The 19,328-nt window shown below is 51.4% G+C and carries 31 protein-coding genes; 29 read left to right on the forward strand and 2 right to left on the reverse strand.

The window, feature by feature from the left end; translation table 11 throughout:
• The first annotated feature begins 111 nt into the window (after positions 1 to 111).
• A complete protein-coding gene (locus JSQ97_RS03085) occupies positions 112 to 390 on the forward strand; it encodes a type II toxin-antitoxin system Phd/YefM family antitoxin (RefSeq protein WP_187384841.1) in 279 nt (92 codons plus the stop codon).
• The gene (locus JSQ97_RS03090; RefSeq protein ID WP_205074707.1) at positions 387 to 812 is read left to right on the forward strand and encodes a type II toxin-antitoxin system VapC family toxin; all 426 of its coding nucleotides are present in this window, start codon (positions 387 to 389) and stop codon (positions 810 to 812) included. The genes JSQ97_RS03085 and JSQ97_RS03090 overlap by 4 nt, the downstream gene beginning before the upstream one ends.
• 40 nt (positions 813 to 852) lie before the next feature.
• On the opposite strand, the gene JSQ97_RS03095 is transcribed toward JSQ97_RS03090, so the two are convergent.
• Both JSQ97_RS03095 and radC read right to left on the reverse strand, forming a co-directional pair.
• On the reverse strand, positions 853 to 2,103 hold the full coding sequence (locus JSQ97_RS03095) for a S1C family serine protease (protein ID WP_205074708.1): 1,251 nt from the start codon (positions 2,101 to 2,103) through the stop codon (positions 853 to 855).
• Between the two features lie 127 nt (positions 2,104 to 2,230).
• Positions 2,231 to 2,899, reverse strand: coding sequence for a RadC family protein (gene radC, locus JSQ97_RS03100; protein WP_205074709.1), 669 nt, complete (start codon positions 2,897 to 2,899; stop codon positions 2,231 to 2,233).
• A 208-nt stretch (positions 2,900 to 3,107) separates the two neighbouring features.
• Here radC and JSQ97_RS03105 point away from each other — a divergent pair, with 208 nt between their 5' ends.
• The 27 genes from JSQ97_RS03105 to rplO all read left to right on the forward strand — a co-directional run bounded on the left by JSQ97_RS03105 (position 3,108) and on the right by rplO (position 19,318).
• Positions 3,108 to 3,755 (forward strand): glucosaminidase domain-containing protein, encoded by a 648-nt coding sequence (locus JSQ97_RS03105; RefSeq protein WP_205074710.1) that lies wholly within the window; start codon positions 3,108 to 3,110, stop codon positions 3,753 to 3,755.
• Between the two features lie 115 nt (positions 3,756 to 3,870).
• Positions 3,871 to 4,197, forward strand: coding sequence for a BrnT family toxin (locus JSQ97_RS03110; protein ID WP_370590022.1), 327 nt, complete (start codon positions 3,871 to 3,873; stop codon positions 4,195 to 4,197).
• The gene (locus JSQ97_RS03115; protein WP_239446894.1) at positions 4,163 to 4,477 is read left to right on the forward strand and encodes a BrnA antitoxin family protein; all 315 of its coding nucleotides are present in this window, start codon (positions 4,163 to 4,165) and stop codon (positions 4,475 to 4,477) included. Before JSQ97_RS03110 ends, JSQ97_RS03115 begins: the two co-directional genes overlap by 35 nt.
• Positions 4,478 to 4,658: 181 nt before the next feature.
• Entirely contained in the window at positions 4,659 to 7,424 is a 2,766-nt protein-coding gene (locus JSQ97_RS03120) for a valine--tRNA ligase (RefSeq protein ID WP_205074711.1), read from the forward strand.
• Between the two features lie 33 nt (positions 7,425 to 7,457).
• Positions 7,458 to 8,063, forward strand: a complete 606-nt coding sequence (locus JSQ97_RS03125; protein ID WP_187384909.1) for a hypothetical protein — start codon at positions 7,458 to 7,460, stop codon at positions 8,061 to 8,063.
• 554 nt (positions 8,064 to 8,617) lie between these two features.
• Complete coding sequence (gene tuf, locus JSQ97_RS03130; protein ID WP_187384836.1) at positions 8,618 to 9,814, forward strand: elongation factor Tu; 1,197 nt, start codon at positions 8,618 to 8,620, stop codon at positions 9,812 to 9,814.
• A gap of 54 nt (positions 9,815 to 9,868) precedes the next feature.
• Positions 9,869 to 10,177 carry a 30S ribosomal protein S10 gene (gene rpsJ / locus JSQ97_RS03135; RefSeq protein WP_021331258.1) on the forward strand — a complete coding sequence of 103 codons (309 nt, stop codon included), beginning with the start codon at positions 9,869 to 9,871 and terminating at the stop codon, positions 10,175 to 10,177.
• Between the two features lie 151 nt (positions 10,178 to 10,328).
• Complete coding sequence (gene rplC, locus JSQ97_RS03140; RefSeq protein WP_205074712.1) at positions 10,329 to 10,949, forward strand: 50S ribosomal protein L3; 621 nt, start codon at positions 10,329 to 10,331, stop codon at positions 10,947 to 10,949.
• A gap of 19 nt (positions 10,950 to 10,968) precedes the next feature.
• Positions 10,969 to 11,610 (forward strand): 50S ribosomal protein L4, encoded by a 642-nt coding sequence (gene rplD / locus JSQ97_RS03145; RefSeq protein WP_205074713.1) that lies wholly within the window; start codon positions 10,969 to 10,971, stop codon positions 11,608 to 11,610.
• Positions 11,610 to 11,894 (forward strand): 50S ribosomal protein L23, encoded by a 285-nt coding sequence (locus JSQ97_RS03150; RefSeq protein ID WP_187384833.1) that lies wholly within the window; start codon positions 11,610 to 11,612, stop codon positions 11,892 to 11,894. The genes rplD and JSQ97_RS03150 overlap by 1 nt, the downstream gene beginning before the upstream one ends.
• A gap of 27 nt (positions 11,895 to 11,921) precedes the next feature.
• Positions 11,922 to 12,746: a 50S ribosomal protein L2 gene (gene rplB / locus JSQ97_RS03155; protein ID WP_205074714.1), complete on the forward strand. Its 825-nt coding sequence runs from the start codon at positions 11,922 to 11,924 to the stop codon at positions 12,744 to 12,746.
• Between the two features lie 17 nt (positions 12,747 to 12,763).
• Positions 12,764 to 13,087, forward strand: coding sequence for a 30S ribosomal protein S19 (gene rpsS / locus JSQ97_RS03160; RefSeq protein ID WP_205074715.1), 324 nt, complete (start codon positions 12,764 to 12,766; stop codon positions 13,085 to 13,087).
• 11 nt (positions 13,088 to 13,098) lie between these two features.
• Positions 13,099 to 13,455, forward strand: coding sequence for a 50S ribosomal protein L22 (gene rplV, locus JSQ97_RS03165; protein ID WP_205074716.1), 357 nt, complete (start codon positions 13,099 to 13,101; stop codon positions 13,453 to 13,455).
• Position 13,456: 1 nt separating this feature from the next.
• Positions 13,457 to 14,182, forward strand: coding sequence for a 30S ribosomal protein S3 (gene rpsC, locus JSQ97_RS03170; protein ID WP_205074717.1), 726 nt, complete (start codon positions 13,457 to 13,459; stop codon positions 14,180 to 14,182).
• Positions 14,183 to 14,185: 3 nt separating this feature from the next.
• Entirely contained in the window at positions 14,186 to 14,605 is a 420-nt protein-coding gene (gene rplP / locus JSQ97_RS03175) for a 50S ribosomal protein L16 (protein WP_187384828.1), read from the forward strand.
• A gap of 12 nt (positions 14,606 to 14,617) precedes the next feature.
• Positions 14,618 to 14,842, forward strand: a complete 225-nt coding sequence (rpmC, locus tag JSQ97_RS03180) for a 50S ribosomal protein L29 (RefSeq protein ID WP_205074718.1) — start codon at positions 14,618 to 14,620, stop codon at positions 14,840 to 14,842.
• A gap of 10 nt (positions 14,843 to 14,852) precedes the next feature.
• Positions 14,853 to 15,128 carry a 30S ribosomal protein S17 gene (rpsQ, locus tag JSQ97_RS03185; RefSeq protein ID WP_021331239.1) on the forward strand — a complete coding sequence of 92 codons (276 nt, stop codon included), beginning with the start codon at positions 14,853 to 14,855 and terminating at the stop codon, positions 15,126 to 15,128.
• A gap of 15 nt (positions 15,129 to 15,143) precedes the next feature.
• Positions 15,144 to 15,512, forward strand: coding sequence for a 50S ribosomal protein L14 (rplN, locus tag JSQ97_RS03190; protein ID WP_016520678.1), 369 nt, complete (start codon positions 15,144 to 15,146; stop codon positions 15,510 to 15,512).
• Between the two features lie 12 nt (positions 15,513 to 15,524).
• Positions 15,525 to 15,842 (forward strand): 50S ribosomal protein L24, encoded by a 318-nt coding sequence (gene rplX / locus JSQ97_RS03195; RefSeq protein ID WP_205074719.1) that lies wholly within the window; start codon positions 15,525 to 15,527, stop codon positions 15,840 to 15,842.
• The gene (rplE, locus tag JSQ97_RS03200) at positions 15,842 to 16,393 is read left to right on the forward strand and encodes a 50S ribosomal protein L5 (protein WP_180486850.1); all 552 of its coding nucleotides are present in this window, start codon (positions 15,842 to 15,844) and stop codon (positions 16,391 to 16,393) included. Before rplX ends, rplE begins: the two co-directional genes overlap by 1 nt.
• Positions 16,394 to 16,403: 10 nt before the next feature.
• Positions 16,404 to 16,589 (forward strand): type Z 30S ribosomal protein S14, encoded by a 186-nt coding sequence (locus JSQ97_RS03205; protein WP_021331277.1) that lies wholly within the window; start codon positions 16,404 to 16,406, stop codon positions 16,587 to 16,589.
• Positions 16,590 to 16,604: 15 nt separating this feature from the next.
• Positions 16,605 to 17,003 (forward strand): 30S ribosomal protein S8, encoded by a 399-nt coding sequence (gene rpsH / locus JSQ97_RS03210; RefSeq protein ID WP_021331241.1) that lies wholly within the window; start codon positions 16,605 to 16,607, stop codon positions 17,001 to 17,003.
• Positions 17,004 to 17,015: 12 nt separating this feature from the next.
• Positions 17,016 to 17,555: a 50S ribosomal protein L6 gene (gene rplF, locus JSQ97_RS03215; protein ID WP_187384825.1), complete on the forward strand. Its 540-nt coding sequence runs from the start codon at positions 17,016 to 17,018 to the stop codon at positions 17,553 to 17,555.
• Between the two features lie 11 nt (positions 17,556 to 17,566).
• Positions 17,567 to 17,929, forward strand: a complete 363-nt coding sequence (gene rplR, locus JSQ97_RS03220; protein WP_187384824.1) for a 50S ribosomal protein L18 — start codon at positions 17,567 to 17,569, stop codon at positions 17,927 to 17,929.
• Positions 17,930 to 17,939: 10 nt separating this feature from the next.
• Positions 17,940 to 18,575, forward strand: a complete 636-nt coding sequence (gene rpsE / locus JSQ97_RS03225) for a 30S ribosomal protein S5 (RefSeq protein WP_205074720.1) — start codon at positions 17,940 to 17,942, stop codon at positions 18,573 to 18,575.
• A gap of 3 nt (positions 18,576 to 18,578) precedes the next feature.
• The gene (rpmD, locus tag JSQ97_RS03230; protein WP_180486846.1) at positions 18,579 to 18,764 is read left to right on the forward strand and encodes a 50S ribosomal protein L30; all 186 of its coding nucleotides are present in this window, start codon (positions 18,579 to 18,581) and stop codon (positions 18,762 to 18,764) included.
• Entirely contained in the window at positions 18,764 to 19,318 is a 555-nt protein-coding gene (rplO, locus tag JSQ97_RS03235; RefSeq protein WP_205074721.1) for a 50S ribosomal protein L15, read from the forward strand. The genes rpmD and rplO overlap by 1 nt, the downstream gene beginning before the upstream one ends.
• The last annotated feature ends 10 nt before the right edge of the window (positions 19,319 to 19,328 follow it).

Raw genomic sequence — 19,328 nt, forward strand, 5'->3', positions numbered from 1 at the left:
TCGATTTTCCGAGCTCTATTTAAAAAGTTGATAAAGTGCCGGTCGGCAGTATGGTAAATCGATATAGCCAATTTTATTGACAAATAGCCAGGATCGCCGTATACTGTGCGTATGTGCAGATCGTCGATCTACGATGCGAGAAACAATTTTTCAGCTCTCATAAAGATGGCGGAAGCGGGGGAAAGCGTCGAGCTTACCCGCCGCGATAAGCCGGTGGCCGTCATCATCAGCTATGAAGCATACCGTGAACGACATATTCGGCGGCAAAATTGGCTTTCCGAATGGAGAAAAGCTCACGAGGACAGCTTGCTCGATGAGGGCTTGCCCTATGTCAGATCGCGAGAGATGCCCGATCCTAAGAAAGCTCAAAAACTTTGGTCGGAAAAATGAAAGCGATATACTTATTGGATACGAATGTTATTTCCGAATTTGCAAAGAAAATTCCTAATGAACATGTATTGGAACGGTACTACGCAAGCGAAACACGCTGTGCGATCCCCGCCGTCGTTTGGCAGGAATTAATATACGGATTGGAAAAGATGCCCGAAGGCAAGAGGCGACACATCGTTGCAGATGCGATCGAGAACCTCAGATCAAATATGGATATCATCCCCTACGATGCGTTTGCCGCCGGCATTTGCGGAGAACTTTCGGCGCGCTGCGATGCAGCGGGTACGCCGAGCTCTTATGCGGATACGCAGATTGCGGCGACAGCCGTAGCAAACAATATGATCCTCGTAACACACAATGAGCGGGATTTCGCGGCACTCTGTAAAATCAGTATGCTGAAAATCGAAGACTGGGCGCGGTAAAATCAATCAGCCGGTATACTTTCCAAACTCGACATTTGACTTATTGATTTTGCTGCGGCGGAGCGAGCGTTACGTTTATCGTCAAATCTCTGCGATTTCGGCGGATCGTCATCGAAACCGTATCTCCGGGGCGCTTGTCTTCGAGCGCGGAAAAATAATCGGCAAGGGAGGCTATCGCGATGTCGTCGATCTTCGTTACGATGTCGCCGCCGAGGAAGATTATCGAGCGGCCGTAGTTTGCCCGCTGCGTGCCGCCTCGTATACCGGCTTTGTCCGCGTTTCCGTTTTTCGTCACTTCCGAAACGAGCACGCCCGCCGACACGTCGAGACCCGCGTACTGCACGATCGTCCGGTTCAGCTGTACGATCGACATCTGTACAATGCCGCGGTTTACGCGCCCGTAGCGTATCAAATCGGAAACGACGCGCACGGCGGTTTCCGCAGGGATCGCAAATCCGACGCCGGCGGAGCTTCCCGAAGGCGATACGATCATCGTGTTGATACCGACCATGCGCCCTGCAGTATCCAAAAGCGGACCGCCCGAATTTCCCGGATTGATTGCGGCATCGGTTTGAATCATGTTGCGGATGATCCTGTTGTTGTTGTTCCGCACGGGTCGCGCGAGTCCCGAAACGATTCCCGTCGTCATCGTACGGTCGAGTCCGAACGGGTTTCCGATCGCGATGACTTTTTGTCCGATTTTGACTTTGCTCGAATCTCCGAATGAAATCGTTTTTAAAACCGTACCTGCAGGCGGCGTGAATTTAATAACTGCCAAATCGCTTTCGCTGTCCTGTCCGACGATCTCCGCTTCGTACTGTGTGCCGTCTGAAAGCGACACGTAGATTTCCGACGCATTTTGGATAACGTGCACGTTCGTGACGATATATCCGCGCTTGTCGATGATAGAGCCGCTTCCCGTTCCTCCGTCTTCGACTATCGGTTCGAGAAACCAGTTTACGCCGGCGATCTTCGTGCTGATGTTTACGACCGATTCGGCGCACCGGTCGTAGACGTTGATATTTTGCTGTTCGTCTTCCGTAAAACCGGATGCATCCGCAACGGGACGCAGCGGGAGGGCGGCGCTTTGTTCGAAAACCGGATAGCTTTCGGCGGCCGTTTGATTTTCAAAATCGCGCTGCGCTTCGGCAGGCTGCGATGTATCTTCCCCGATGCCCGCGAACGACGCAAATGAGCCGATGTTTCTATCGATAAAAACCGCTGTCGCTGCGGTGATTACGACTGCCGCGGCGATTGCACGTATGAATTGCGTTTTCGAATAAAGCTTCATATCGATAATGATATCGATTTAAAAGCGATGCGTCAAATCGAAGGTGTAGAATTCCGGCGACGGTAGAAGCCGAGCCGTATTCGGATTAATCGCACGCTTTATCGCAGCCGCTGAATGCGCTCTGTCGTTATTCCGCAGGCGTAAAAAGCAGATCGTGTTCGAGAAAACTGAAATACGAATCACGGTCGAGGATGATGTGATCGAGCAGCGTGATGCCGATGATTTTCGACGCTTCTATGAGCGTCTTCGTCGTTTCGATATCTTCTCTGCTCGGTGCGCAGCTGCCCGACGGATGATTGTGGCATACGATCATCGCCGCTGCATTTTCGACGAGCGCTTCCGAAAAGATTTCGCGCGGATGAACGATCGTTCGATTGATCGTGCCGACGCTTACGACGCGTATCTTTATGATTTCGTGTCCGCCGTTGAGCGTTATGCACAGGAAGTGTTCTTTCGGCAGCACCGAATAATTTTTCACAAAGGGCACGACATCTTTCGGCTGCGTGATGACCGAATGCAAGTGCGCGTTTCGTCTGCGTCCGAGTTCGATCGCGGCCGCTACGGCGAGGCTTTTTCCCGTTCCCATGCCTTTGATCGCCAAAAGATCCGGCACGATGTTTTTGTCGTCCGATTCGTACAATGCTTCGACGACGCTGCGCGCGAGGCGGCGCACGGGCGATTTTTTTGTGCCGCTCCCGAGTATGAGCATGACAAGCTCTTCATCGCTCGGATATGAAAATCCGTGTTTTAAAACCTGTTCCCGTACGTCCGGTTTTGCGTTTTGCTGATAGTTCATCACTTAATAATCGAAAAAATGTTGCGATTTCGGAGTTTTTGCTCGAAGTTTTTACGATAAAATCGTGCGTTTGTTCGTATGCACATGCGCGGTATTCGTACATCGGAATTTTGCGCCCTCGTTTGCGCGGTATTCGTATGTCGGACTGATCGCTGCCGTTTGTATCGGAACGCTCACGAAGAAGGGACGCGGTGCCGAAAATATCGATATGACAAGATCGGAAAAAATACTGTCGGGAATAAAAAAGGCCGAAAAAAACGGAGGGCGTCCGTCGAAATCGGCTTTATTTTGCCGCATCGCACTGCCGTGTGCCTGCGCTGCGATTTTCGTTTCGTGTGCGACGCTTTCGTTTGAAAGGCCTGCAGCATCGCGGAGCCTTACGGGCGAGGGTGTTTTTTCAGCGACGGAACTCGCATCGTTTTTACGCTCTCATAACCCCGCGATACGCAAAGAGGATGCCCTCTATATTGCGCAGTGTTATATTTCGGAAGCACACGACGAAGGTATCAATTCCGACGTCGCCTTCGCGCAGATGTGCCTCGAAACGGGATTTTTGAGATTCGGAGGTCTTGTCACCGAAGATATGCACAATTACTGCGGACTCGGGGCGACCGGAAGCGGATCGGCTCCCGACCGTTTTCCGACGGTACTGCTCGGCGTACGCGCGCACATCCAGCATTTGAATGCGTACGGAGATACCGACGAACTCGTCAATCCCGTCGTCGATAAACGCGCCAAATTCGTCTCTCCGCGCGGCAAAGCGCCGACGGTTTTCGAGCTTGCAGGGACGTGGGCGTCCGATAAAAAATACGGCGAAAAGCTCGACGCGCTCCTTTCTCGTATGGAGCGGAAGTAGGATATCGACCGTTTATATGCGCATCGAGCGGCGCGTCGGACGTATCGAGAACGGTATAACGGTATAGCCATAAATTTTTATTGATTTATGTACATATATGATGTACTATAAAGATGTGGAACGGAATACGGATTTTGTCTATCTTGATACTTTTGTATGGGATACGGCAAAGAATGAATACAATAAGGCTAACCACGAAAAATTATCTTTCGAAATGGCAAGTCGTGTATTCAATGATCCGTTACTTTATGAAGATTATGATTTTGTACATTCCAATGATGAGGATAGGGAAAAGTATATCGGACGAATAGAGGGGCTTTACATCACAAGTGTTATTGCAACAGAAAGAGGAGAACTGATAAGGCTTATATCTGCACGGCGGGCAACGCCGAAGGAGATCAAACTGTATGAAGAAAATGCAAAGAGAATACAAGGTTATTGATTTTCCCCCGCTGACAGCAGAGGAAAAAGCAACGCTTGAAGAAATGGCAAGCCGCCCTGCAAGTGAGATAAACTGCGATGACATTCCCGATAGTAAACCGACTGCAAACGGCGGCTTTTATTATATTCAATCTTTGAAAATGCCTAAGACGGACATTCACACAAAAATTGACAATGATAATCTTGCATGGCTAAAACAAGCGGGAAAAGGCTATCAGGCGAGACTGAATAATGTAATACGCTGGGCAAGGCTCAATAATTGCCCTATCTCTCAGATGTAGAAAACTACATGAAGATATTTCTAAAAACTCACCTTTAGCGATCCTTATCCGCAATGCCGAAGTCGATCGACGGAGTTGTAAGCGTTATCGACTTATTCGGTGTATATTATGTACAATGATTTCATTATCGGAGTTTTATTTTGTTTGATTATTTTTGCATTATGTGCGATAATACTTTTTTATGAAAGCGATAGAGCTTGAAAAAGCGTATAACCCGAAAGATTTTGAAGACCGCATATACAAAGCATGGGAAGAGGGCAATTGGTTTAAACCCGCGTCCGATCCCGCCTCTCCCGTTCATGCCGAATACGAAAAACGTATGGCGGGCAAGTCGCCCGACGAGATAAAAGCCGCGACGTTTTCAGTCGTCATTCCGCCTCCGAACGTAACGGGTGTTTTGCACGTCGGACACGGGCTGAACAATACGCTGCAGGACATCGTCGTGCGCTATCACCGTATGAAAGGCGACAACACGCTGTGGGTGACGGGCACCGATCACGCGGGTATCGCGACGCAGAACGTCGTCGAGCGCGCGCTGAAAAAAGAAGGCAAATCGCGGGGCGACATAGGCCGCGAAAAATTTCTCGAGCGCACGTGGGCGGTAAAAGACGACCACCATGCGACGATCGTCAAACAGCAGCGGAAGCTCGGCAACAGCACCGATTGGGATCGCGAGCGCTTTACGATGGACGAAGGACTTTCGCGCGCGGTGCGCGACGTGTTCGTAACGCTCTATGAACGCGGACTCATCTATCGCGGACATTATCTTGTCAACTGGTGTCCCCGCTGCGGTACCGCGCTTGCGGATGACGAAGTCGAACACACGGATACGGCCGGTGCGATGTATCACATCTATTACGAATACGCCGACGGTCCCGCGCCCGACGGTTCGACAAAAATCGAAATAGCGACGACGCGCCCCGAAACGCTGCTCGGAGATACGGCCGTCGCCGTAAATCCCTCCGACGAGCGCTATAAAGGTATCGTCGGAAAAAAATTAAAATTGCCGTGTACCGACCGCGTCATTCCGCTCATCGCCGATGCGTATGTCGATAAAGACTTCGGCACCGGTATGGTAAAGATCACGCCGGCGCACGATCCGAACGACTGGCTGGTCGGAAAGCGAAACGATCTCGACATTATCAATATATTGAATCCCGACGGCACGCTGAACGATAACTGCCCCGAACGCTACCGCGGGCTTTCCTGTGCAAAAGCGCGGACTCTGATCATCGAAGATTTGAAAGCGCAAAATTTATTCAAGGGTGAAGAAAAGATCACGCATGCGGTCGGACATTGCTATCGCTGCAATACCGTCGTCGAACCGTATTTAAGCGATCAGTGGTTTGTCAAAATGCAGCCGCTTGCACAAAAAGCGCTCGGTGCGTGGAAAAACGGCGATATCGAATTTTTCCCGCGTAAATGGGAAAACACGTATAAAGTATGGCTCGAAAATATCCGCGACTGGTGCATCAGCCGTCAGCTGTGGTGGGGGCACCGCATTCCGGTGTGGTACTGCAAAAAATGCGGGGAGACGATCGTTTCGCGCGAAGACGTGCACGTCTGTCCGAAGTGTTCGTCGACCGAACTCGAACAGGATCCCGACGTGCTCGACACGTGGTTTTCTTCATGGCTGTGGCCGTTCAGCACGCTCGGCTGGCCGGAGGAGACCGACGATTCGGCAAAGTTTTATCCGACGAGCGCGCTCGTCACCGCCTACGACATCATCTTCTTTTGGGTGAGCCGCATGATCATGGCGGGCATCGAATTTACGGGCAAAGCGCCGTTTCACGACATCTACATTCACGGACTCGTGCGCGACAGGCAGGGCAGAAAGATGAGCAAGTCGCTCGGCAACGGAATCGATCCGCTTGAGATCGTCGATATGTACGGAAGCGACGCGTTCAAATTTACGCTCGGCTTTATGTGCGCGCAGGGGCAGGACGTTTTAATCGACAGGGAATCGTTTAAGCTCGGAAGCCGTTTTGCGAACAAAGTGTGGAACGCGAGCCGCTATATACTCGGAAATCTCGAAGGGCGGAATCTCGTTCCGGTGCGCGACGAAGATTTAACCGAACTCGACCGGTGGATCTACACGGAGCTCGACAGGTGCGTGCGAGCGGAGCGCGAAGCGCTTGAAAGCTACCGCTACAACGATGCGGCTTCTTCGCTCTACGAATATTTTTGGAACGAATACTGCGACTGGTACGTGGAAGCGACAAAGCTTTCATTTAAAAACGGAAGCGATGCGGAAAAAGACAGAGCGGTTTCGGTTTTGCTCAACGTGCTCGAAGAAAATATCCGCCTCCTCCATCCCTTCCTCCCCTTTGTGACCGAAGAAATCTACGCAAAACTTCCGCTTGCCGAAATTGTTAAAAATAGAAAACTCGCAGGCGCGAATAAAATTCTTTCGACGAGCGACTATAACGGTATGCTCATCGCATCTCCTTTTCCCGAAGCAAGCGACGCGCGCGTCGATGAAAACGTAACGCGGCGTTTCAATGTGCTTCGCGAGCTCATAAAAGGCGTTCGCGCGCTCCGCGCTGAGTGCGGCATCGATCCCGCTTCGAAAATACGCCTTGCGCTTATGATCGAAAAGGGCAGCGCTGCGGAAGTCTGTGCTGAAAAATCCGATATCATCATGCTGCTTGCGGGAATCTCGCACATCGATTTTGTCGATGAAAAGCCCGCCTCTTCGATAGGTACCGTCGTACCGGGCGCCGAAGCCTTTTTGCTCATAGACGAAAGCATCGACAAAACGCAGCTCGCCTCTCGCTTTCAAAAAGAAAAAGCCGAAGCCGAAGCGATCGTCGCCCGTTCGGAAGCCAAGCTTTCGGGCAAATTCGCAGAGCACGCTGCGAAAGAACTCGTCGAAGCGGAAAAGGCGAAGCTCGAAGAAAACAGGCGCCGCATAGAAAAACTTGCGTCGTATATGCAAAGCTTGTAAGAGGCGGGGCCGATGAAACGATTGAAGTACAAAATGCATGTCGATCGCTCGGGTAGAATGGACAACAAATCCATGCTCCAGCTGAAAAACATCTATCTCGCGCCGTATATGCAGCTTGCGACGGTACTCATCGGCAAAGCCCGCCATGCCGGCGGCAATATGTTCCGCCATCAGCTCGACACGATGAGCATACTCATCGACTACGGCTATATCGACGCGGTGCTTTTGAAAGCGTCGTGCATTCACGACGTCATTGAAGACGTGCCCGGCTTCGATCCGAATTTAATAATCGACATAGACGAAGACGGGCGGAAAGTATACAAGCTCGTTCTCGAAGTGACGCGAAAAGAAGGAGAGCCGAAAAGCGATTACCTTCGTACCATCATCCAAAGCGGAAGCCAAAAAGCGAAAATATTAAAATGCGCCGACAGGATCAGCAATATGATAAGTCTCGGCTTCGTCACCGATCCCGCGTTTATCGAGCGGTACTGCGACGAAACCGAATTTTTTATTTTGCCGATCGCGCTCGAAGTCGACTACAATATGTATCAGGAACTCATCGGTCTCATTATCTCCCGCCGCCGCTACCTCGAAGAAAGCGGCTATATCGATCGAAAAAAAGACATGCGGCAGGGATAGCTTTTCCGGGGCTTCAACATGAAAAAGTATTTTTTCTCGATATTGTCAACAATTTGGAATTTTTTCGTTTCCCTCTTGCATCTTTTTTGCAAATACTGTATAACTACAGAACGCGTCGTTTTTGCGCGTAAAAGGGTTCTTTGAGAGTCGATCGGAGCGAGCTCCGGTATCCCCGTAAAGTCAACCGATTTCGGTTTTCAGGCGGATACGGCCCTGAGTGCGGATTCTGTTGCCGTCGGCAGCGGAAGTTTATAATAGAAGCATTTCGGGTTTTTGACCGGTCCTAACGGACTGAGGCTCGAAGATGCCAAACCAGTTGTCAAAGCGAGTTTGATGATGATCGGTGGTGTCGGCCAAGGATGTTCCGAAAATATGGAACATTTCGTATGAATACAAATTCTTGTCCGTCAAATTACGTTCATCATATCATTCTCAAAAATAACAATGTGTATGCGAATGCGGCGTTTTCTGTTGGAAATTGTCCCGTTCTGGCTTAAAGTGCAACACATACCATTATGCAATGTCGGACTAGGAAATCCGGCAAGGAGAAAATCATGGCAAAGGAAAAGTTCGTCAGAACTAAACCCCACATGAACGTTGGAACCATCGGTCACGTAGACCATGGTAAGACTACGCTGTCGGCTGCTATCACCCAATATTGTGCAAGAAAATTCGGTGACCACGCGCTCAAGTATGACGAAATCGACAATGCTCCTGAAGAAAAGGCCCGCGGTATCACAATCAATACCCGTCACCTTGAGTACCAGTCCGATAAGCGCCACTATGCGCACATCGACTGCCCGGGACACGCCGACTATATCAAAAACATGATCACCGGTGCGGCACAGATGGACGGTTCCATCCTCGTCGTTTCCGCTCCGGACGGCTGTATGCCTCAGACGAAAGAGCACTTGCTGCTTGCCCGTCAGGTCGGCGTTCCGAAGATCATCGTTTTCCTCAATAAATGCGATCAGTTCGATGCCGCTGAAGCTGCCGATATGACCGAAATGGCGGTCGAAGATGTCAAAGACACGATTGCAAAATACGGCTTTTCCGCCGATACGCCGATCATCAAAGGTTCGGCATTTAAAGCCTTGAATCAGCCCGAAGATCCCGAAAACACGAAGTGTATCGAAGAGCTGCTCACGGCTATGGATACGTGGTTCGACGATCCCGTTCGCGACGAAGACAAGCCCTTCCTCATGCCGCTCGAAGATATCTTTACGATCACCGGACGCGGTACGGTCGTTACGGGCCGTATCGAACGCGGCGTCGTCAATATGAACGACGAAGTTGAAATCGTCGGTATCCGCCCGACGCAAAAGTCGACAGTCACCGGTATCGAAATGTTCCAAAAGACCCTCGATCAGGGTATGGCCGGCGACAATGTCGGTATCCTCCTCCGCGGTATCGAAAAGAAAGACGTCGAGCGCGGTCAGGTCCTTGCAAAGCCGGGTTCCATCCACCCGCACACGAAATTCGAAGCGCAGATCTACGTCCTTACGGAAGCCGAAGGCGGCCGCAAAAAACCGTTCTTCTCCGGCTATCGCCCGCAGTTCTATTTCCGTACGACGGATATCACCGGAACGATCGAACTCGAAGCGAACGTTCAGATGGTAAAGCCGGGCGACAATGTCAAGATCATCGGCGAACTCATCCACCCGATCGCTATGGATGAAGGTCTGAAGCTTGCTATCCGCGAAGGCGGTCACACGATCGCATCGGGACAGGTTACGAAGATTATCGAGTAGTTTTCGAAACGGGCGGCGCTCTTTGCAGCGCCGTTCGCATCGATTGGAGGAATAATGGCAAGTGGTAAGATTCGCGTCACGCTCCATGCGTACGATGTGGAAGTGATCGATCAGAGTGCAAAAGCCATCGTGCAGACTGTTCAGAAAGCGGGTGCTCAAGTTTCGGGGCCGATTCCGCTTCCGACAAAGATCAATAAGATAACGGTGCTCCGTTCGCCGCACGTGAACAAAAAGTCGCGCGAACAGTTTGAGATGCGCACGCACAAACGTCTTATCGATATATTGAATCCGACTTCGGATGTGATGGATTCCCTTATGAAGTTGGAACTGCCTGCCGGTGTTGAAGTAAAAGTAAAGCAGTGATTTCCATTCGGAAATCCGCTGTGTACGGTACGCTCCCGAGGATCCGGGATGACGGCCTGGCCGAAGCGTCCGCGCTTTCAGGCGAACGTTTTTACGGCAAAGCTTGCACGGAATGCCGCGCAGGTTTTGCAAATTTTACAGGAGTATCAGAATGAAAGGTCTGATTGCAAAAAAAGTGGGGATGACGCAGGTATTCGATGAAAGCGGAAACCTTATTCCGGTAACCGTGATCCGCATCGATCCCAATACCGTCATCGCTACGAGAACAAAAGAGCGCAACGGCTACGATGCCGTCGTCCTCGGGATCGACGATGTAAAAGAATCGAGAGTGACGAAAGCGTATAAAAATCAATTTGCGGAAAACATCGCGCCGAAGCGGACATTGAAAGAATTCCGCGATTTCGAAAAAGAAGTGAAAGTCGGCGATCAAATCGGCATGGAATTGTTCGACGGTACGCGCTTTCTCGACGTTACGTCGACGTCAAAGGGTAAGGGCTTTCAGGGCGTTATGAAACGCTGGGGCTTTCACGGCGGACGCGCTTCGCACGGTTCGAAATTTCACCGCGAAGCCGGCGGCACCGGACAGTCGACGACTCCGGGTCATACGTTCAAAAATATTAAAATGCCCGGCCGCATGGGTTTTAAAAAGGTTACGATCCAAAATTTGCAGATCGTCAAAACCGATGCGGATCTGAAAGTGATTATGGTTCGCGGGGCCGTCCCCGGGAATAAAGACTGCACGCTGATCGTCAAGTCCGCGGTAAAAAAATAACGACGGAAGGTGACTCATTATGGAAAAGAAAGTCTTTTCGGTCGACGGTAAAGAGCTGCGTACGATTTCGCTTGACGACGCCGTATTCGGTCTTCCGGTAAATGAAGACGTCATTTACTATGCCGTCACGAATGAATTGGCAAACAGGCGCGTCGGAACCGCTTGCACAAAAGGTCGTTCCGAGGTACACGGCAGCAATGCGAAGCCGTATAAACAAAAGGGTACGGGACACGCCCGCCGAGGCGATAAAAAATCTCCGCTTCTCGCAGGCGGCGGTACGATTTTCGGACCGAAACCGCGCGACTTCGGCTATGCGATACCGAAAAAAGAAAAACGCCTGGCGATGAAATCGATTTTGAGTATGCAGGCGCAGAGCGACCGCTTTACCGTCGTCGAAGATTTTACGATCGACAGCGGCAAAACGAAAGACCTGGTAAAAATTCTCGACAACTTTACAAAAGGCGAGCGCACGGTGCTTATTCTGAAAGATGACGATGTGAAAATCAAACAGGCCGCACGCAATATCCCGTCGCTGCAGTTTTTGTCGTACAACCGCTTGAGCGCGCACGCGCTGTTTTACGGGCGGAAGATCATCGCCCTCGAAAGCGCGGTAAAAAATCTTTCTTCGTTCTACGCGGCGAAAGAAAAGGAGGCTGAATAATGGATATCACGGATATTCTTATCAGGCCGGTTATTTCGGAAAAGGCGAATATGCTGCGCGAGCAGGATAAATACGTTTTCATCGTTCACAAAGATGCGAGCAAAATACAGATCAAAGACGCCGTTCGAAAGCTCTTTAATGTAAAGGTTATCGGCTGCACGACGATGAATATTGGCGGAAAGATGCGGCGTACTCGGGGCATTCCCGGTATGACCGCTTCGTATAAAAAAGCGATCGTGCGCGTCGCCCCTGGTGAAAAGATCCAGGTGTTTGAAGGCGTGTGAGCTTTTTAAGGATTAAGGGGATTTACAATGGCTCTTAAGATATTTAAGCCGATAACGCCGGGTACGCGCGGACGCGTGGACTTGGTGCGAGATCACTTGACGGCAAAGAAACCCGAAAAAACACTTACGTCAGGTATGGTGTCTCATGCGGGCCGCGGAGGCGGCGGACGGATTTCCGTGCGCCATCAGGGCGGCGGACACAAACGGAAGTATCGAGACATCGATTTTAAACGCAATAAACACGGTATTCCCGGTACGGTAAAGACGATCGAATACGATCCGAATCGCAGCGCAAATATCGCGCTCGTGTATTATGCCGACGGCGATAAGCGTTATATCATTGCACCGAAAGGTTTGCAGGTCGGACAGAAGATCATGGCCGGCGAAAACGCCTCTCCGACGGTCGGCAATGCGCTGCCGCTCGGTCTCATTCCCGTCGGTTTTACGGTACACAACATCGAACTGCAGCTCGGACGCGGCGGACAGCTCGCGCGTTCGGCCGGTACGAGCGCGATGATCGCCGGCAATGAAGGCGAGTACGTCATCATCCGCTTGCCGTCGAGCGAAATGCGCAGGATCAACAGTAAGTGCTATGCGACGATCGGTGTTGTCGGAAACGAAGATCACATGAACGTGCGGCTCGGAAAAGCAGGCCGCAGACGCTGGATGGGCGTCCGTCCGACGGTTCGCGGTATGGCGATGAACCCGGTCGATCACCCGCTCGGCGGCGGTGAAGGCGCCGGAAAGGGACGCAATCCCGTTACTCCGTGGGGACAGCCGTGCAAAGGCTACAAAACCCGCAATAAGCGGAAGACGTCGAGCAAATTTATTATTTCGCGCCGTAAGAAGTAAGTGCGGAGGAGCTGACAGTGTCAAGATCGGTTAAAAAAGGCCCTTTCGTCGAAAAGAGCCTCTATAAAAAAGTGCAGGCGATGAACAAAGAATCGGACAGGAAGATGATAAAGACCTATTCCCGCTGTTCGACGATCATCCCTGAAATGGTCGGGAATACGATTTCCGTGTACAACGGCAAGTCGTGGATCCCCGTGTATATCACGGAAAACCTCGTCGGGCATAAGCTCGGAGAATTTTCTCCTACCCGCGTGTTCCGCGCACACGGCGGATCCGATAAGTCCGCTGCAAAGGCGGCCGCACCGAAGGCGGCTCCCGCAGCCGCTCCGGCCGCTAAATAAAGGTGGAAGTTATGGCTGAAAACAAAGGATATAGAGCTGTATCGAAATTTCTTTTCGCATCGCCGACGAAGGTTCGCCCCGTCGCCCATGTGATAAACCAAAAGCGCTGTTCCGAAGCTGCGGTCATTCTTGAAAATATGCCGCAAAAAGGCGCGCGCCTCATCGGCAAAACGCTTAAGTCTGCCGTGTCGAACGCGCTCAACGCGAACAGCAAGCTCGATGAAGATATGCTGTACGTCAAAGAGATCAAAATCGACGAAGGCCCGCGGCTCAAGCGGATTTGGTTCCGCGCCCGTGGCCGCGCAGATCAGCTTTTAAAGCGCATGTGTCATATTACTGTCGTCGTTGACGAAAAGGCGGGAAAATAAAGTGGGTCAGAAAGTTAATCCTATCGGTTTGCGCCTCGGCGTAAACAAAACATGGCAGTCTCGCTGGTATGCGGATCCCCGCGAATATGCGGGTCTCGTCCTCGAAGATTTGAAAATCCGCAAGATGATCGCAAATCTTCCCGAATGCAAAAATGCCGACATCGCGGAAGTCGAAATCATCCGCCATCCGCAGCGCGTGACGATCGTGATCCACACGGCGCGTCCGGGCGTCATCATCGGCGTCAAGGGCGCGACGATCGAAACGATCAGCGCACAGATCCAAAAGCAGCTTGAACCGAAAAAGGTGCAGATCAAAATCAAAGAGATCAAGCGTGCCGATTTGAACGCGACGCTCATCGCCGAAAACGTCGGCCGTCAGCTTGCAGGTCACGGTTCATATCGCAGGGCTTTAAAGCAGGCGATCAACAACGCGGTACGCGCCGGCGCTCAGGGTATCAAGATTCGTCTCGCCGGTCGTCTCGGAGGTGCGGACATGAAGCGTACCGAAGAGCACAAAGAAGGACGCGTGCCGCTTCACACGCTGAGAGCCGATATCGATTACGGTACGTATGAAGCGCAGACGACGTACGGCAAAATCGGCGTCAAAGTTTGGGTGTACAACGGTATGAATTACGGCGTCGAACAGAACGAAGACGCCGGCCAGCTTGTGCGCAAAGGCCGCCGCGAACGCGCTCCGGCGCAGTCCGAAAAACAGGCAAGGAGTTAAGGTATGCCGCTCAGTCCGAAAAGAGTATTGCACCGTAAAGTGCAGCGCGGTAGAGAAAAAGGAAACGCAACGCGCAACAATCACATAGATTTCGGCGACATAGCGCTCGTCGCGACCGAGCCGACGTGGCTCAAAGCGACGGTTATCGAAGCGTGCCGTGTCGCGATCAACCGCGAACTCAGCCGCAAAGGTAAAGTGTGGATCCGCGTATTCCCCGACAAGCCTATTTCAAAAAAGCCGGCTGAAGTCCGCATGGGTAAGGGAAAAGGGGCGCCCGAATTCTGGGCTGCGGTTATCAAGCCGGGTATGATTTTATTCGAAATCGGCGGTGTCGACGTAAAGCAGGCTCACCGCGCGCTCGAACTTGCGCAGAGTAAATTGCCTATTTTGACGAAAATCGCGTACAAGCCGGTTACGGCGTAACGGGAGGATAAGATGGCCGATAAAAATATCAAAGATAAAGAACTGTCTTATGAAGAACTCGTTGCAAAACGCGACAAGATGAAAAAAGAATACATGGATTTACGTTTTAAGATGGTAATCTCCCATGTAGATAATCCGCTTCAAAAACGTACGATGCGCCGCGAAATCGCCCGCTTAAATACGTTCATCCGGCAAAAGTGCCCCGCGGCGCAAAAATCTGCCGAAGCAAACAAATAGGAGCTGAACCGTGGAAGAGCAGACTGTTCAGGTAAAAAAGCCGAATCACCATTCGTTTGTCGGTCTCGTAACGAGCGATAAAATGGAAAAATCGATCGTCGTTTCCGTTACGACAAGGAAGATGGACAGGCTTTATAAAAAATACGTTAAACGGACAAAGAAGTATATGGCTCACGATGAAAAAAACGACGCTCATATCGGAGACACCGTGCGCATCGTGGAGTGCAGACCGCTCAGCCGGCACAAGCGCTGGCGGCTTGTCGAAATTATCGAACGTGCAAAATAACGCAGGAGCAACAGTATGATTCAAATGCAGTCCATGCTTACCGTTGCGGATAACTCCGGTGCAAAAATGGTTCAGTGTATTAAAGTGCTCGGCGGCACGCATCGTCGCTATGCCGGCATCGGCGACATCATCGTCGTAGCCGTCAAAGACGCGATCCCGACGTCGACGATCAAAAAGGGTGCGGTCGAAAAAGCCGTTATCGTGCGCCAGTCAAAAGAATACCGCCGTCCGGACGGGACCTATATCCGTTTCGACGACAACGCGTGCGTCATCGTCGACGACAATAAAAATCCGAAAGGTAAACGCGTGTTCGGACCGGTTGCCCGCGAACTGCGCGATATGGATTTTATGAAAATCGTTTCGCTTGCGCCGGAAGTATTGTAAGGAGCATTTCGTATGCAGAAGAAATTCAAAATTAAAAAGAACGACAACGTAGAAGTGCTTGCCGGCAAAGATAAGGGAAAACGCGGCTCGGTCGTGCGCATCATTCCGAAAAAAGACAAAGTGATCGTTTCCGGCGTCAATATCGTGAAAAAAGCGATGAAGCGGAGAAGCCAGCAGGATCAGGGCGGCATCGTTGAAGTCGAAGCGCCGCTGCACATTTCGAACGTCGGCGTCGTGTGCAAAAAATGCGGACGCCCGGTAAAGATCGGTTATAAAATTGACGGCGATAAAAAACTTCGTGTCTGCCGTAAATGTGGAGAAACACTGTAATGGACAATTACGTACCTCGGCTTAAGAAAGTCTACAAGGAAACTATCGCTCCCGCTCTCATAAAAGAGTTCGGCTATACGACGCCGATGCAGGTTCCCGCAATCAAAAAGATTGTCGTGAGCATGGGCGTGGGCGAAGCTCTCACCAACAAGAAACTCCTTGATGCCGCTGTCGAAGATCTGGCTCAGATTACGGGACAGCACGCGGTCAAGACAAAGGCTCGCAAAAGCATAGCCAATTTCAAACTTCGTGAGGGCAATGAAGTGGGCGCACGGGTAACGCTGCGCGGAACAATGATGTATGAATTTTTGGACCGCCTCGTCAACGTTGCGCTTCCGCGCGTAAAGGATTTCCGCGGCATCAAATCGACGGGATTTGACGGACACGGGAATTTTTCTCTCGGCATTACGGAACAGATTATTTTTCCGGAAATCGATTTCGATAAAATCGCGCGGATATCCGGCATGAATATCGCGATCGTAACGAGCGCAAAGACGGACAACGAAGCCCGCGCTTTGCTTGCCAAGTTCAATATGCCGTTCCGGAAATAAGTGAGGACCTATGGCTAAAAAATCGATGGTTATTAAAGCTGCCCGCAAGCAAAAATATCCGACACGGGAATACAACCGCTGTCAGATCTGCGGGCGTCCGCGTGGATATTTACGGAAATTTAAAATGTGCCGTTTGTGCTTCCGTAAATTGGCAAGTGAAGGCCTGCTTCCGGGCGTCACGAAATCGAGTTGGTAGCGGCAGGAGTGTAAAATGAGTGCATCAGATCCGGTTGCAGATATGCTCACCAAGGTTCGGAATGCGGTTGCTGTCCGCCACGAAAAAGTCGACGTTCCGACTTCGAAGCTGAAGCTGGAAATCGTCAAGATTTTGAAAACCGAAGGGTATATCAAAAACTTTAAAAAGGTTCAGGAAGACGGAAAAAATATCATCCGCATCTTTTTGAAATACGACGGTCAAAACAATTCGGTCATTCACGGGATGAAAAAGATTTCGACGCCCGGACGCCGCGTGTATTCGGGTTTTAAAGATTTGCCGCGCGTGTACAACGGCTACGGAACGCTCATCGTTTCGACGTCGGCGGGTGTGACGACCGGAAAAAAGGCGACCGAAAAGATGGTCGGCGGCGAATTGATCTGTACGGTATGGTAAGGGGAGAAAGCTATGTCAAAACTCGGTAAACTTCCCGTCGCTGTTCCGGCGGGCGTCACGGTAACGGTAAACCCCGATTCGATTTCCGTAAAGGGGCCGAAAGGCGAACTGCATCAGCACTACGGAAAAAACGTCAAAGTTTCGTTTGAAGACGGAAACATTCACGTTACTCCGAACAACGCTTCGAAGCAGGCGAATGCGGATCACGGTTTGTACCGCAGCCTTATCAAAGATATGGTGATCGGAGTAACGGCCGGTTTTTCGAAATCGCTCATCATCACGGGCGTCGGTTTTCGTGCCGAAGTCAAAGGCAAAGAACTGGTGATGAACCTCGGCTATTCGAACGATTTTATCGCGCTGATCCCCGACGGACTTACGGTTGCGGCCGATGCGAACGGCAAAGTTACGGTATCGGGTATCAGCAAACAACAAGTCGGTCAGTTTTGCGCGGAGATCCGCAGTTTGCGCAAGCCCGAACCCTATAAGGGCAAAGGTATCCGCTATGAAACCGAAGTCATCAGACGCAAAGTCGGCAAAACCGGCGTAAAATAAGGTGAAGTGTTATGATTAAAAAGATGGACGATAAAAACAGACGCCGTCTGCACAGAAAATTTCACATCCGCAAAACGGTATCGGGCACGGCTTCCCGCCCCCGCATGACGGTGACGCGGAGCAATAAAAATCTGTCGGTGCAGATCGTCGACGACGATGCAGGCAAAACGCTCGCATGTATTTCGACGCTCGAAAAGGAATTTGCGAATTTGAAACCGACCGTTGCCGATGCCGCAAAGCTCGGCGAAGCGCTCGGCGCGCGTTTGAAAGATAAACAGATTACGACTGTCGTGTTCGACCGCAACGGTTATCTCTATCACGGCGTCGTCAAAGCACTTGCCGACGGAGCCCGCAAAGCGGGGATCGTATTCTAAGGGAGTATGTATGGCAGAGCAGGAAAATAAAGAAGTAAAAGAAGTTAAAGCTGCACCCGATCCGAAGGATACGCCCCGCGCGGAAGCTTCCAGAGAAAACGCCCGCGAAGGCGGACGAGAGAGGCGGGGCAGGGGCAGAGACCGCGGCGAGCGCAGAAGCGAAGAAGACAAAGAATTCGTCGAAAAGCTCGTCATGCTGAACCGTACGGCAAAAGTCGTAAAGGGCGGCCGCCGCTTTTCGTTTGCGGCGCTCACGGTCGTCGGCGATAAAAAAGGACGCGTCGGCTACGGGTTCGGAAAAGCGAACGACGTGACCGAAGCCATCAAAAAGAGCATCGACCGCGCAAAGCGGAATCTCATCGTCGTGCCGGTAAAAAACGGAACGATCCCGCATGAGATGATCGGCAAATATAAAAGCTCCGAAGTGCTTATCAAACCGGCCTGTCCGGGTACCGGCATCATTGCCGGAGGAGCTGTACGTGCGATTATGGACGCGGCGGGTGCGACGGATATCATTTCAAAATCGCTCGGTGCGAGCGCTTCCGTCAATGTCGTGCGCGCGACGTTCAATGCGATCGAACACTTGTTCAATGCAAAGGCCGTCGCTGCCGGCAGGGGCAAAACGCTCGACGAGTTGTGGGGTTGATCTATGGCAGGTAAACTCAAGATTACGCTTAAAAAAAGCACGATCAGACAGAAGTCGGATGTAAAAGCGACCGTGCGTTCGCTCGGTCTGGGGAAACTCAATTCGTCGGTCGTGCACGACGATAACGCTTCGATTCGCGGGATGATTGCAAGATGTTCTCACCTTCTTGCAGTCGAGGAGGCGAAATAATGTCGGATTACAATCCCGTACTTCACGCGCCCGAAGGCGCAAATAAAAAACCCAAGCGCGTCGGCCGCGGTTCCTCATCGGGACTGGGAACGACGGCGGGAAAAGGCAATAAAGGTCAGCAATCGCGTTCGGGCGGCGGCAACCCCTACGTCGGATTCGAAGGCGGTCAGATGCCGCTTTTCCGCCGCGTCGCGCAGCGCGGATTTTCGAACGCGCGTTTTAAAGAAGACGTGCTCTATTTCAACGTTTCGGATCTCGAAGCGAAGTTCGCAGACGGAGAAAACGTCGACCGCGCTTCCCTCGTTGCGAAGGGACTCATTCCGTCGAAGCGCAATGCGAAGATCAAAATTCTCGGCGACGGCGACGTAACGAAAAAGCTTTCGGTAACGGTCGATAAGATTTCCGCGTCCGCAAAAGAGAAGATCGAAAAGGCGGGCGGGACAGTTCAGGCAGCCGTCGGACAAAACAGAAAAGAGCGGAATGCGGCGTACGCGAAAGCGCGAGATGCGAAAAAAGAGGCGGCGGCAAAACCTGCCGGCGACAAGAAAAAATAACGCGGAGTTT

Origin of the sequence: Treponema sp. Marseille-Q4523 (assembly GCF_016901105.1) — a bacterium.
In the GTDB taxonomy this organism is placed as follows: Bacteria; Spirochaetota; Spirochaetia; order Treponematales; family Treponemataceae; genus Treponema_D.

Bases quoted from the DNA above. Each gene is read 5' to 3' on its own strand.
- JSQ97_RS03085 (WP_187384841.1), top strand. From the start codon at position 112: ATGTGCAGATCGTCGATCTACGATGCGAGAAACAATTTTTCAGCTCTC.
- JSQ97_RS03090 (WP_205074707.1), top strand. From the start codon at position 387: ATGAAAGCGATATACTTATTGGATACGAATGTTATTTCCGAATTTGCA.
- JSQ97_RS03095 (WP_205074708.1), bottom strand. From the start codon at position 2,103: ATGAAGCTTTATTCGAAAACGCAATTCATACGTGCAATCGCCGCGGCA.
- radC (WP_205074709.1), bottom strand. From the start codon at position 2,899: ATGAACTATCAGCAAAACGCAAAACCGGACGTACGGGAACAGGTTTTA.
- JSQ97_RS03105 (WP_205074710.1), top strand. From the start codon at position 3,108: ATGACAAGATCGGAAAAAATACTGTCGGGAATAAAAAAGGCCGAAAAA.
- JSQ97_RS03115 (WP_239446894.1), top strand. From the start codon at position 4,163: ATGAAGAAAATGCAAAGAGAATACAAGGTTATTGATTTTCCCCCGCTG.
- JSQ97_RS03120 (WP_205074711.1), top strand. From the start codon at position 4,659: ATGAAAGCGATAGAGCTTGAAAAAGCGTATAACCCGAAAGATTTTGAA.
- JSQ97_RS03125 (WP_187384909.1), top strand. From the start codon at position 7,458: ATGCATGTCGATCGCTCGGGTAGAATGGACAACAAATCCATGCTCCAG.
- tuf (WP_187384836.1), top strand. From the start codon at position 8,618: ATGGCAAAGGAAAAGTTCGTCAGAACTAAACCCCACATGAACGTTGGA.
- rpsJ (WP_021331258.1), top strand. From the start codon at position 9,869: ATGGCAAGTGGTAAGATTCGCGTCACGCTCCATGCGTACGATGTGGAA.
- rplC (WP_205074712.1), top strand. From the start codon at position 10,329: ATGAAAGGTCTGATTGCAAAAAAAGTGGGGATGACGCAGGTATTCGAT.
- rplD (WP_205074713.1), top strand. From the start codon at position 10,969: ATGGAAAAGAAAGTCTTTTCGGTCGACGGTAAAGAGCTGCGTACGATT.
- JSQ97_RS03150 (WP_187384833.1), top strand. From the start codon at position 11,610: ATGGATATCACGGATATTCTTATCAGGCCGGTTATTTCGGAAAAGGCG.
- rplB (WP_205074714.1), top strand. From the start codon at position 11,922: ATGGCTCTTAAGATATTTAAGCCGATAACGCCGGGTACGCGCGGACGC.
- rplV (WP_205074716.1), top strand. From the start codon at position 13,099: ATGGCTGAAAACAAAGGATATAGAGCTGTATCGAAATTTCTTTTCGCA.
- rplP (WP_187384828.1), top strand. From the start codon at position 14,186: ATGCCGCTCAGTCCGAAAAGAGTATTGCACCGTAAAGTGCAGCGCGGT.
- rpmC (WP_205074718.1), top strand. From the start codon at position 14,618: ATGGCCGATAAAAATATCAAAGATAAAGAACTGTCTTATGAAGAACTC.
- rplN (WP_016520678.1), top strand. From the start codon at position 15,144: ATGATTCAAATGCAGTCCATGCTTACCGTTGCGGATAACTCCGGTGCA.
- rplX (WP_205074719.1), top strand. From the start codon at position 15,525: ATGCAGAAGAAATTCAAAATTAAAAAGAACGACAACGTAGAAGTGCTT.
- rplE (WP_180486850.1), top strand. From the start codon at position 15,842: ATGGACAATTACGTACCTCGGCTTAAGAAAGTCTACAAGGAAACTATC.
- JSQ97_RS03205 (WP_021331277.1), top strand. From the start codon at position 16,404: ATGGCTAAAAAATCGATGGTTATTAAAGCTGCCCGCAAGCAAAAATAT.
- rpsH (WP_021331241.1), top strand. From the start codon at position 16,605: ATGAGTGCATCAGATCCGGTTGCAGATATGCTCACCAAGGTTCGGAAT.
- rplF (WP_187384825.1), top strand. From the start codon at position 17,016: ATGTCAAAACTCGGTAAACTTCCCGTCGCTGTTCCGGCGGGCGTCACG.
- rplR (WP_187384824.1), top strand. From the start codon at position 17,567: ATGATTAAAAAGATGGACGATAAAAACAGACGCCGTCTGCACAGAAAA.
- rpsE (WP_205074720.1), top strand. From the start codon at position 17,940: ATGGCAGAGCAGGAAAATAAAGAAGTAAAAGAAGTTAAAGCTGCACCC.
- rpmD (WP_180486846.1), top strand. From the start codon at position 18,579: ATGGCAGGTAAACTCAAGATTACGCTTAAAAAAAGCACGATCAGACAG.
- rplO (WP_205074721.1), top strand. From the start codon at position 18,764: ATGTCGGATTACAATCCCGTACTTCACGCGCCCGAAGGCGCAAATAAA.